At 62.7% G+C, this 12115-nt stretch carries 8 protein-coding genes and 1 pseudogene; 5 read left to right on the plus strand and 4 right to left on the minus strand.

The window, feature by feature from the left end:
- Nucleotides 1-2 precede the first annotated feature (2 nt).
- From B5E56_RS12320 to htpG, 5 genes and pseudogenes are all read left to right on the plus strand, one after another.
- Complete coding sequence (locus B5E56_RS12320; RefSeq protein WP_087390572.1) at nucleotides 3-482, plus strand: dihydrofolate reductase; 480 nt, start codon at nucleotides 3-5, stop codon at nucleotides 480-482.
- Complete coding sequence (locus B5E56_RS12325) at nucleotides 482-1054, plus strand: NUDIX hydrolase (protein WP_087390575.1); 573 nt, start codon at nucleotides 482-484, stop codon at nucleotides 1052-1054. Before B5E56_RS12320 ends, B5E56_RS12325 begins: the two co-directional genes overlap by 1 nt.
- A gap of 381 nt (nucleotides 1055-1435) precedes the next feature.
- Nucleotides 1436-2806, plus strand: coding sequence for a tRNA uridine-5-carboxymethylaminomethyl(34) synthesis GTPase MnmE (gene mnmE, locus B5E56_RS12330; protein ID WP_087390578.1), 1371 nt, complete (start codon nucleotides 1436-1438; stop codon nucleotides 2804-2806).
- A gap of 123 nt (nucleotides 2807-2929) precedes the next feature.
- Entirely contained in the window at nucleotides 2930-4360 is a 1431-nt protein-coding gene (locus tag B5E56_RS12335; protein WP_087390581.1) for a hypothetical protein, read from the plus strand.
- A 121-nt stretch (nucleotides 4361-4481) separates the two neighbouring features.
- Nucleotides 4482-6404: pseudogene (htpG, locus tag B5E56_RS12340) on the plus strand (molecular chaperone HtpG).
- Nucleotides 6405-6464: 60 nt separating this feature from the next.
- Here htpG and B5E56_RS15015 read toward each other — a convergent pair.
- From B5E56_RS15015 to B5E56_RS12360, 4 genes are all read right to left on the minus strand, one after another.
- On the minus strand, nucleotides 6465-7973 hold the full coding sequence (locus B5E56_RS15015; protein WP_087390584.1) for an Ig-like domain-containing protein: 1509 nt from the start codon (nucleotides 7971-7973) through the stop codon (nucleotides 6465-6467).
- A 31-nt stretch (nucleotides 7974-8004) separates the two neighbouring features.
- Nucleotides 8005-10269 (minus strand): Ig-like domain-containing protein, encoded by a 2265-nt coding sequence (locus B5E56_RS12350; RefSeq protein WP_087390588.1) that lies wholly within the window; start codon nucleotides 10267-10269, stop codon nucleotides 8005-8007.
- A gap of 247 nt (nucleotides 10270-10516) precedes the next feature.
- Nucleotides 10517-10987: a hypothetical protein gene (locus B5E56_RS12355; RefSeq protein WP_087390591.1), complete on the minus strand. Its 471-nt coding sequence runs from the start codon at nucleotides 10985-10987 to the stop codon at nucleotides 10517-10519.
- Nucleotides 10988-11080: 93 nt separating this feature from the next.
- A complete protein-coding gene (locus B5E56_RS12360; protein WP_087390594.1) occupies nucleotides 11081-11911 on the minus strand; it encodes a DUF4358 domain-containing protein in 831 nt (276 codons plus the stop codon).
- Between the last annotated feature and the right edge of the window lie 204 nt (nucleotides 11912-12115).

The following is a 12115-nucleotide window of genomic DNA, read 5'->3' on the forward strand; positions in this document are numbered from 1 at the left end:
CCATGAATCTCATTGCAGCGGTGGACCAGAACTGGGCCATCGGCAAGGACGGGGATCAGCTGTGCTACATCCCCGCCGACCTGAAGCGGTTCCAGGCCCTCACCACCGGCCACGCCGTGATTTTGGGCCGCAAGACCCTGGCCACTTTCCCCGGCGGCCGGCCCCTGAAGAACCGGCGCAACTTGATTTTGTCCCGCAATGCCGCCTTCGCTCCCGAGGGGGCGGAGGTCTTTGCCGATGTGGACAGCCTGTTGGAGGCGGCCCCGGCGGATGCCTTCGTCATCGGCGGGGAGAGCGTGTACAAGGCTCTGCTGCCCTACTGTGACAAGGCCTATATCACCAAGATCGACAGGGCCTGGCCCGCCGATGCCTTCTTCCCCGACCTGGACGCCGACCCAGCGTGGCAGGTGACCGAGGAGGGAGAGTGGCAGGACCACGAGGGCCTGGCCTTCCGCTATGTGACCTATGAGAGGGTGAAGTGATGTACCGGGAGGAGATAGCGGCCTATGTGCCACAAAACCAGCAGGAACTTGGAGATAAGGAAATGATGCTGGAGTACCTGCGCTTGTTCCCCGATGACCTTCTGACCCGGCAGAACAGGATCGCCCACTTTACCGCCTCCGGCTTTGTGGTCAACGCCGACGCCAGTAAGGTGCTCATGGCTCACCACAACCTCTATCAGGTATGGGCCTGGACCGGCGGCCATGCCGACGGGGAAGCCGACCTGCTGTCGGTGGCCCTGCGGGAGGCCCGGGAGGAGACGGGGGTGGAGCACATCCGGCCCCTGAGCACGGCGCTGGCCTCCCTGGAGATCCTGCCGGTGTGGGGCCATGTGAAGCGGGGGGCGTGGGTGCCCTCCCATCAGCACCTGAATCTCACCTATCTGTTGACCGCAGACGAGACAGACCCCCTCCATTACCGGGAGGGGGAGAATACAGGGGTGGCCTGGTTGCCGGCGGACAAGCTGCTGTCCATCACCAACGAATGGCAGATGGATGAGGTGTACACCAAGCTGCTGGAGCGGGCCCGCCGTCTGGTGGGAAAAAGACCGTAAAAGATCTGCCGCACAAGGGCTGGGGCCATGCGCGGCAGACGGTTACTATATGGTAATGGTATCATGCCCGCCTGCCCGGCGCAAGTGCCGACTTGCCCAAAAACCAATCAATTTTTTTGACAACCTGACAAAAAATATGGGGCCATAAAATCTTTTGACACGGCATATACAGACGGGTATGCAATGTAAAAAAACGGTAAGCAAGCGGAGGCGCGTTGCCCCACAGGGTTTTCCACATTATCCACAGGGTTTTCCACACTTGTCCACACTGGTGGAAAACAACCGTTATGCATATTCCGGTAGACATAAAAGTAGTCAAGGGAAAAATCCACGGCAGAATTGCCAAAGTTTCCACACAGCGGGAGACGGGAAGGAAAGACCATGTCCGACACCATCGCAGCCATCGCCACACCAGCCGTTCCCAGTGCCATCGGCATCCTCCGTCTCAGCGGGCCGGAGGCCATTGCCGCGGTCTCTGCGGTGTTTCGGCCCCTGGGGGGCAAACCTCTGACGGCATATGAGGACCGGCATCTGGTGCTGGGGGAGCTGCTGGGGCCGGGGGGCGAGGTCATCGATCAGGCCCTGGCCACCATCTCTCACGGCCCCCACAGCTATACCGGGGAGGACACGGCGGAGGTGCAGTGCCACGGCTCCCCGGCGGTGCTCTCTCTGGGGCTGGAGGCCCTCTTTGCCCAGGGGGTGCGGCAGGCGGGGCCGGGGGAGTTTACCCGCCGGGCCTTCCTCAACGGGCAGCTGGACCTGACTCAGGCGGAGGCGGTGGCCGACCTCATTGACGCCGAGACCCCCGCCGCCGTGCATCAGGCCGCCGGTCAGCTCTCCGGCGCTCTGGGCCGCCGGGTGGGGGCCATCTATGACGGCCTTACCGACCTGCTGGCCCACTTCCACGCTGTGCTGGACTATCCTGACGAGGACATCGACCCCTTCCGGGCGGACACCATCCAGGCCGGATTGACCGGGGCCAGAACCGCCCTGGAGGACCTGCTGGCCACCTACCAGCGGGGCAAGTACATTGCCGGGGGCGTGCCCTGTGTGCTGGTGGGGCGGCCCAACGCGGGCAAGTCCTCCCTGCTCAACGCCCTGGTGGGCTACGACCGGGCCATCGTCACCGACATCCCCGGCACCACCCGGGACACGGTGGAGGCCAAGTGCGTGCTGGGAGGCGTGACCCTGCGGCTCATCGATACCGCCGGCATCCGGGAGACCGAGGACACCGTGGAGCGCATCGGCGTGGAACGCAGCCGTGCCGCTCTGGAGGAGGCCGCCCTGGCCCTGGTGCTGTGGGACGGCTCCACGGCCCTGGGGGAGGAGGATTGGGACCTGCTGGCCGATGCCAGAGCCCACGCGCCGGTGATCCTGGTGCGCACCAAGGCCGACCTGCCCTCCAAGCCCATGCCGGTGCTGGGGGTGGAGGAGATGCCACCGGTGGTGTCGGTATCCGCCAAGACCGGCCAGGGGCTGGACAAGCTGGGAGAGCTGGTGGAAGGACTCTTCCCCACGGTGGGCGTGGGAGGGGCGGGAGAACTGCTCACCAACGCCCGGCAGGCGGAGGCCGCCCGGCGGGCTCTGGAGGGCGTGGCCCGGGCGGAGGAGAGCCTGGAGGCGGGGATCACCCCCGACGCCCTCCTTACCGACGTGGAGGAGGCCCTGTCCGCCCTGGGTGAGCTCACCGGAGCCAACATCCGGGAGGACATCACCGCCCGCATCTTCGAGCGGTTCTGTGTTGGAAAATAGGGGCGGCCTTTGGCCGCTCCGTTTTTGCGCTTTGTAACCCCTTGTCTCCACATTGGCACCGGCCCTGTAACCCTCTGTACCACGGAACATGATAGGATGGAGGCAGAAAAGGAGGTTACTGTTATGAAACACACGGTATTGCCTGCCCTGCTGCTGGCCCTTGCCCTGTGCGGCTGCGCGGCACAGACACCGCCCCCTGCATCCCCCTCTCCGGCGGCGGAGCCGCGCCCCCTAACCCAGGAGGAGATTGACCGGGTCAACGAGGCCTTCTCACCCTTGGTGGAGCAAGACGGCGTGACCTACGTTGCCCCGGTGAGCTGCTTCTTTACCTGTTATTATGACGATGTGAAAAATCTGGACTTTGCTGACTTTTTGTACTACTTCCCCGGCGACGGCACATTGAGCGCCGAAGATGAGGCGGAGTCCGATGCCCTGAAAGCCCTGCCCGGCTACCCCTGGGGGAATTCGCCGGGTTCCGTGCCCACCCACCGCATCCTCCGCGCTTCGGTGGACCAGGCCCTGGAGCGCTACGCCGGCATCACCTCCGCCGATCTGGACACCTCCGGCGTGCCCTATCTAGAGGAGTTCGACGCCTGGTATACCTTCACCAGCGATTTTGGCCCTGGCTGTTTTGTGTGCGCCGGAGGCCAGGTGGACGAGGCTGCCGGAACCGCTCTGCTGTGGACTGACGAGGGGGAGGACGGCTCCCGTATTGAACTGGCCCTGGGAAAGGACGGGGAGAACTGGCACATCCGGTCCCACCGGAATACTGCCTCCGACAAGCTGCTGGAGCTGCTGGCCGGGCTGGAGGGGGAGCATATCGGCTCTGTGAGCTGGTATGGGCCCAACGATCCCCTGGAGGCGGAGCAGCTGGCCGACCTTATCCGGGCCGCGGCGGCCCACCCGGTGGACCATCCTGATCTCACCCTCAATGGTTCGGACACCGACATCATATGGACCCTGGATTGCTACCTGGCCCCAAAGGATCAGGGGGCCTACTCCGAGGATGATGCGCTCCATCTCCAGGTGGAGCTGGAGGAAAACGTGGTGGAGGTCTTCGGCGGGAGCAATTTGCCCCGGAGCAAGGTCCACCTGGAGGATGAGTCCCTCTACCAGCTCATTCGCACCAGCTGTGATACCCCGGACGACATCGACCAGGAGGCCTACGCCGCCTGCCGGGAACTGACCGACGCCTACTACGATGCCCGACTGGCGCAGGTGGGCGGCGAAGGCGGCTTCGTGAGTTGGGAGCTGACCTGCTTCCGGGAGGAGGACCAGGCTTCTGCTCTGGATGCCAAGGCCTACACCATCGGTGCGGCCTTCCGCACCGATCCGCCCGAGCGGGCTCCCCAACTGCTGGCCGGGGGTGCCTATGTGGACAGCCAGTTGCGGGTCCACGGCCTGGACTGGCAGGCCACCTATCTGGTGACCATCGGCGGCCAGCCCGCCGGAGTGCTCTGGCTGGGAGAGCCGACGGACGACGGCCCCCTGAGCCACTTTGACAGCGTGGAGACCCTCCGGGCCGCCCTGTGGACGCCGGGAGAGGAATTGTAAACATTTCTTGAACCCCCTTGCAATTTTTCATACGAAGGATTATGATAGCGTTAGCACTCAAGATAGTTGAGTGCTAACGCTATGTTTTTAAAAACACTTTCATATACAGGAGGCATTCATCGTGGAAAAGAAAGAATTTCAGGCGGAATCCAAGCGACTGCTGGACCTGATGATCAACTCCATCTATACCCACAAGGAGATCTTCCTGCGGGAGATCATCTCCAACGCCAGCGACGCCATGGACAAGCTGGCCTATAAGGCCCTCACCGACGACAAGGTGGGCCTGGACCGGTCGGAGCTGAAGATTACCCTCACCCCCGACCAGATCGCCCGTACCCTCACCATCAGCGACAACGGCATCGGTATGACCAAGGAGGAGCTGGAGCAGAACCTGGGCACCATCGCCCGCAGCGGCTCCCTCCAGTTTAAGCAGGAGATGGCCAGGCAGGAGAAGGCCGAGGGGGATACCACCGACATCATCGGTCAGTTCGGCGTGGGCTTCTATTCCGCCTTCATGGTGGCCGACCATGTTACCGTCACCAGCAAGGCCTACGGCGCCGGCCAGGCCTGGAAGTGGGAGTCTGACGGTGCCGACGGCTACACCATCGAGCCCTGCGAGAAGGACAAGGTGGGCACCGACATCGTGCTCCACATCAAGGCCAACACCGACGACGACCACTACGACGAGTATCTGGAGCAGTACCGCATCGCCGATCTGGTGAAGAAGTACTCCGACTATATCCACTACCCCATCGTCATGCTCATGCACAAGTCCCGCTAGAAGCCTCGCCCGGAGGACGCCGGCGACGACTACAAGCCCGAGTGGGAGGACTATGACGAGTGGGAGACCCTCAACTCCATGGTGCCCCTGTGGCAGCGGCCCAAGAGCGAGGTCAAGGCTGAGGAATACAACCAGTTCTACAAGGAGAAATACGGCGACTGGGAGGACCCCCTGAGCGTGATCCACGTCTCCGCCGAGGGTACCGTGGAGTACAAGGCCATGCTCTACATCCCCTCCCACGCCCCCTACGACTTCTACACCCGGGAATATGAGAAGGGCCTGCAGCTCTACTCCTCCGGCGTGCTCATCATGGACAAGTGCGCCGACCTGCTGCCCGAGCACTTCCGCTTCGTCAAGGGCGTGGTGGACTCCCAGGACTTCTCCCTGAACATCAGCCGCGAGATGCTCCAGCACACCCGCCAGCTGAAGGTTATTGCCAACAACCTGGAGAAGAAGATCAAGGCCGAGCTGCTCCGCCTCCAGAAGGAGGACCGGGAGAAGTACGAGACCTTCTGGAAGGCCTTCGGTCCCCAGATCAAGATGGGTGTGGTGGCCGACTACGGCGTCCACAAGGACCTGCTCAGCGACCTGCTGCTGTTCTGGTCCTCCAGGGAGGGCAAGCTGACCACCCTGGCCGAGTACAAGGAGCGGATGCCCGAGGACCAGCAGTACGTCTACTTTGCCTGCGGCGAGGATACCGCCAAGCTGGACAAGCTGCCCCAGGCCGAGCGCATCCGGGACAAGGGCTACGAGATCCTCTACCTCACCGCCGAGGCCGACCAGTTCGTGATCAACGTGCTGGGCGCGGTGGACGGCAAGGCCTTCAAGTCGGTGGACGACGACGACGCCCTGCCTGAGACCGACGAGGAGAAGGCCGCCCTGGAGCAGAAGGCGGAGGAGAACAAGCCGGTGCTGGACTTCCTGAAGGAGACCCTGGGGGGCGACATCCACGAAGCCCGCCTGTCCAAGATCCTGAAGAGCGGCGCCGTGTGCCTCACCACCGACGGCCCCATCACTCTGGAGATGGAGAAGTACTTCCAGCGGATGGACCCGGACAACGCCGACAACATGAAGGCCCAGCGGGTGCTGGAGCTCAACCCCGATTCGGACGCCTTTGCCGCCCTGAAGCGGGCGGTGGCCGAGGACAAGGACCTGGCCGCCAAGTACGCCCAGCTGCTGTATGCCCAGGCCCAGCTCATTGCCGGTCTGCCTCTGGCCGACCCCGCGGGCTACACCGAGCTGGTGTGCTCCCTGATGAAGTAATGAATCACAAAAGGCCCCGCTGCCGTTGGCAGCGGGGCCTTTTTGCATGGAATTGTAAACTTAGGGAGTAACTACGATCAGAATGCCGGGAACACCGCCGGCCACGCTGGCGCCCATCATAACAAAGTAGGTGCCGTTGGTGTAAATCAGGGTGGTGCCGCCGTCGTCATTGACGAAGCTGTCCATGTACCGGAAGCCGCTGGCCACCAGGGCGGCGTCATAACGCTCGGCGAAGTCCTCGCCATGACCGGCGTTCTTGATGCTGGTGTAGGAGTAGAAGAAGCCGCCGGAGTTGTCGGAGGGATCATAGGTGCTGTCCATGGCGTAGGTGCCCATCACCAGACCGAAGTCAGGCACGCCGGCGAACCGGGAGTAGGACTGGTAACCGGAGCTGGCGGGCTTCTTCACGGTGACGGTGCAGGAAGCGCTCTTGCCGTTGGGGGTGGAGGCGGTGATGGTAACGGTACCGGGGGCCACGGCGGTGACGGTGCCGCTCCACACGGTGGCCACAGCGGTGTTGGAGGAGGTCCAGGTGATGTTCTTGTTGACGGCGTCGGCGGGCTGGACGGTGGCGGTGAGGGTGCCGGTCTTGCCCACGTCCAGGGTCATGGTAGTCTGGTTCAGGGTGACAGAGGAGACGGCCACGGGGGCGGCGGTAACGGTGACGGTGCAGGAGCCGCTGACGCCGTTGTCGGCCACGGCGGTGATGGTGGCGGTGCCCGCCTTATGGGCGGTGACGGTGCCGTTGCTGACGCTGGCCACGCTGGCGTCGGAGGAACTCCAGGTCAGGGACTTGACGGTGGCATTGGAGGGGGCCGTCTGTACGGAGATGGCGCCGGTCTTGCCGGCCTCCAGGCTCAGGCCGGTGAGGGTCAGGCCGGTCAGGTTCACATAGGTGAGGGAGATGTTCTGCCGCAGGGCGGGGTTGGCCATACGGGAGACAATGGCGGCCACGGAGGAGCGGGTGATGGTGGTCTCGGGCTGGAAGGTGCCCTTGGAGTCGCTGCCGGTGAGGATGCCCGCCCGGTAGAGCAGGTAGATGTCGTTGTAGTTGTCGGAGCCGGCGGCCACGTCGGGGATCATGCCGTCGTCCACGGTGTTCTTGGCCTCCAGGGCCTCGGCGGGCAGGGCACGGGCCAGGATGGCGGCAAACTGACGGCGGGTGGCCACGGCGTTGTAGTCGGTGAACTGGCCCTGGGAGATGATGCCGTTCTTCACGGCGTAGTCCACATAGACCTGGTACCAGGGATCACCCTGGACAAAGTTGGCGGCGCCGGTGTTGTAGATGCTGTGGAGACGGCAGGCCAAGGCAATGGTGGAGCCCACGGTGATGTTGCCGTCGGGGGAGAAGGCGGTGCCGCTGGTGCCCTTCATCAGGTCCATCTCATAGGCGGTCTTGACGTTGCTGGTGTACCAGGTGTCGGCGGGCACGTCGGTAAAGGTGCCGGTGGTGTAGGTGTTGACGGACTTGAAGTTGGAAAGACCGTCGTCGGCGGCCAGGGCGCCGGTGGTCAGCAGGGATACCGACAGGCCCACAGCCAGGAACAGGGACAGAATGCGTTTTTTCATGGGAGAGAGCTCCTTTCAGTAAATGTTGAAATTACAGACCTCTGACCACGCTGGAGGAGGCGTCCATGACCCCGCTCCAGGCTTTGAGAATGTAGAGGTAGGAGTTGCGGGCCTGGGAGATATCGGTGCTGGTGGGAGAGGAGCTGTTGCCCACCCGGTCAAACAGGGCGACGGCCTCCTCCACATCCTCCAACAGATTTTCAGCCAGGGTTTTGACGCCGGACCAATAGGAATTGTCGCCGCAGTTTTCGATGACCTTCTCCACGTCGGACTGGAAGCTGGTGATGCCGTCAATGGAGAACTTGACGTACTGGGAGTCGCCGTAGGGGTTTTCCGAATAGGCGGGAACCTTGCTCATGTACTCCTGCACCGGAGTCAGATGGTTCATACCGCTCTGGAAATAGCCCTCCATCCGCTCGCCGATCTCCATGGCCTCCTCCTTCTCCGGGTCCACCTCGGGCTCGGGATCGGGGGTCTCGGGCTCCACCAGGCCGGGCACGGCCTTGTCGCCGGAGTAGCTGACAAACTCGATGGAGGCGGCCTGGGACAGAGCGGTGGGGTCCACATCGAAGGTCATCTCTACCGCGAAGTCCTGATTGTTGCCCACGCTCTTGGAGCTGTAGTCGGTGTCCAGCAGCTTGCCGCTGGCGTCGTACAGATTGATGCGGACGTAGAAGTACTGGGAGCCGCTGCCCACGCTGCCCTGAGCGGTGGCCTCCAGACGGGCCTTGCCGAACTGCAGCTTGCCGCTGGTGAAGGTGAAGTCATTCACCAGGAAGTTGGTGACCGTACCGCCGGAACGATAGACGATGGTCATGGGGCCGTAGTTGTGGTTCAGCTCAGGCACGGAGAAGTCCAGCTTGGTGGAGGCCTTGACGGTCAGGCGGCAGTAGTCGTACCGGCCGTTTTCGGAGGTGGCGGTGATCCGGGCGGAGCCGGGCGCCACAGCGGTGACCTTGCCGCTGGAGTTGACGGTGGCCACGCTGGTGTCGGAGGACTCCCACTCCACGCTGTCGTCGGTGGCGTTGGCGGGATACACCGAGGCGCTGAGGTACTCGCTGTCCCCAACCTCCAGCGTCAGGCTGCTGGGGTCCACGGTGACGCTGGAGACCTTGATCTCAGGGGTGACGGTGACCTTGCAGGTGGCGGTCTTTCCGTTGTAGGTGGTGACGGTGATGGTGGCGGTGCCCTCCCGCTTGGCGGTGACGGTGCCGCCGCTGCTGACGGTGGCCACGCTGGTGTTGGAGGAGGACCAGGTGACGCTGTCATTGGTGGCGTCGCTGGGCTTCACCGTGGCGGTCAGGCGGCCGGTGGTGCCCTCCGCCAGACTCATGGTGGACTTGTTCAGGGAGACGCCGGTGACCTCCACGGGGGCGGGGGTGACGGTGACCTTGCAGGTGGCCTTGACCCCGTTGGCGGTGGTGGCGGTGATGGTGGCGGAACCCTTCTTCACGGCGGTGACCTTGCCGTTGTCCACAGTAGCCACGCTGGTGTTGGAGGACTTCCAGGTCACGTTGGTGACAGTGGCATCAGCGGGGGAGGGGGTAACGGTAAGGGTGGAGGTCTTGCCCTCCTCCAGCGTCAGGCTGGTCTGGTTCATGGTCAGCTTGGTGGCGGGGACCACCTTCATGGTGACGGACTGCCGCAGCTGGGGCATGGCCATGCGGGAGACGATGGCGGCCACCGACGAGCGGGTGATGGTGGACTCGGGGACGAAGGTGCCCTTGGAGTCGCTGCCGGTGAGGATGCCCGCCCGATAGAGAAGATAGATGTCGTCATAGTTGGCGGAACCGGCGGTCAGATCGGGGATAGTGCCGTCCTCCACCGTGTTTTTCTCCTCCAGAGCCTCCTCAGGCAGGGCCTTGGCCAGAATGGCGGCAAACTGCCGGCGGGTGGCCACCGCGTCATAGTTGGTAAACTGGCCCTGGGTGATGATGCCGTTTTTGAGGGCATAGTCCACATAGACCTGATACCAGGGGTTGCCCTGGATGAAGTTGGCGCCGCCGGTCTCATAGATGCTGTGGAGCCGGCAGGCCAGAGCAATGGCGGAGCCCACGGTAATGTTGCCGTCGGGGGAGAAGGCAACGGAGCTGGTGCCCTTCATCAGACCCAGCTCATAGGCGGTCTTGACGTTTTCCGTGTACCAGGTGCTGGCAGGCACGTCGGTAAAGGTACCGGCGGTGTAGGCGGCGCTCTTCTGGAAGTTGGACAGACCCTTGCCTGCGGCCAGAGCAGTGGGACAGAGGGCCATCACCAGCCCCAGGGTCAGCGCCAGGGACAAGATGCGTTTTTTCATACAATCTCTTCCTCCTCTTCAGGGTGCGCTCAGGCCAAACAGGGCGGGGCGCCTCCTCGCCCTGCCCTGCTGGACCTTCTTTCCAATCACAACTATATACTCTTTTTTAAGGTAAAACAATTTGCTGGCTGCATAGTGTTTGTGGAAAGATATCCAGGGAGAAACAGAAAAAACCGCGCAAAGCAGTGGGCTTTTCTGCATTTTGCGCGGCTTGTATGAATTCAATTTTGGAAGATATTCCGACTGCTCAGAACTGGGAGAGGGCCTTCCACAGCTTCTTCTGATTGGGCAGCATCTGCCGGGGTGTGGTGCGCCTGGCATAGCGGCTGGCGATCTCCCGCTGCTTGTCGGGGGGGAGGAAGGGCAGCAGGGCCATGGCCCGCCCTTCAAAGGCAGACAGGGAAAAGGCCACGGTGTTGTCTTTGGGGACGGGATAGAAGAGCATCAGCTCCAGGGCCTGGACCGCCAGACGGCAGGCCTCCTCCGCCGGACAGGTCTCCAGCACGGCGGTCAGGGTGGTCAGGCGCTCTGTCATGGCGGCGTCAAACTCCTCCACCGCATAGGACACCCGGGGATTGCCCTGGGACCGGAAAAAATTGCCCATGACCTCCCCCACACTGGAGGCCTTGCTCTTTTTCAGCTTCTCGATGAAATCCCGGTAGCAGACCTCCAGGTCCTCCAGAGCCTGGGGGGCGGATACGGGGGTGTGTTCTTCCATGGGGATCCCTCCTTTTTTCCACATTATAGTCGCTGCCGGTGCAAAAAACAAGGTCCCGGCCATAGCCGGGACCTTGTTTCGTGCTTGGAAGGTTCAGCCCTGAGCAGCCACGAAGTCGTGGAAGAGCTGCTCGGCCTGATCGGCGTTCTCACCAATGAAGAAGAACACATAGCCGTCCTCGATCACGGTGCGGGCGTCCTGCACCTTGGGCAGGTGCTGAGACAGGTACCAGGAGAAGGTGTCCTCCTGGCTCTTGCGGTAGGCCTCCAGGGCGTCGGTGACCGCCTTCTCGTCGGCGCCATCCGCCAGCTTGCCGATGATGACGGTGTCGGGGGAAGTGATCATGGGGAAGAAGGCCACGATCTGCTCAAATTCATCCACAGGGATCTTGTAGGCATCGGCCAGCATATCCTCATAGGTGCGGGAGCCGAACATCTCGCTGCTCTCCATGATGGAGTAGGCCAGCTTGACCATGGGGTCGTTGTTGGGGGTGGTGATGTCCACAGCGGTGGGGTCGGCCCAGGTGACGGTGTAGCCGTCCAGCATGGCCAGCACGCTGGCGGGCACATAGGTCACGCCGGCGGTGACCTCAGCCTGACCCTTCACCTGCTCGTCGTTGACCAGAATGGTGTTATCGGCAAATTGCACGGTGATCCGGTCCTGGCCGAAGTTGAACCAGGCCTCGTTGCCCTCCTGGTCCCAGTACACGTTGCCGTGGTCGGACTCGGCCACCAGGCGCAGGGGCAGCATGGAGTCGGAGGCGGCGGGGAGAGCGGCGGTATCCAGCTTCTCACCGTTGAGGGTGATGGCGGTGGAGTAGCCCACCTTGGCGGAGATAAGCACGGGGGTCTCCACAGCCAGGGCGGGGAGGGTCATGGAACCGGCCAGAGTCAGGGCCAGCGCGGCGGCGCCGAATTTTTTCATCGGTAAGGTCCTCCTTGCAAGTTTGTTGTCACAAGGATAGACGGGACTTTTTGAAAAAGGTTCCCCAAAAGAGGAAAAATTTTATGGGGCTGTTGCAAAATGTGCAGCTCGTACAAAGACCCGTCATTCCGAGAAAAACGGCCGCCCACCGGGCGGCCGTTTTTCGTGGGAATCCGTCCCTTTTGCCGGGGAAACGGATTGCCA

It is taken from the genome of Flavonifractor sp. An112, from assembly GCF_002161085.1.
Lineage (GTDB): Bacteria > Bacillota > Clostridia > Oscillospirales > Oscillospiraceae > Flavonifractor > Flavonifractor avicola.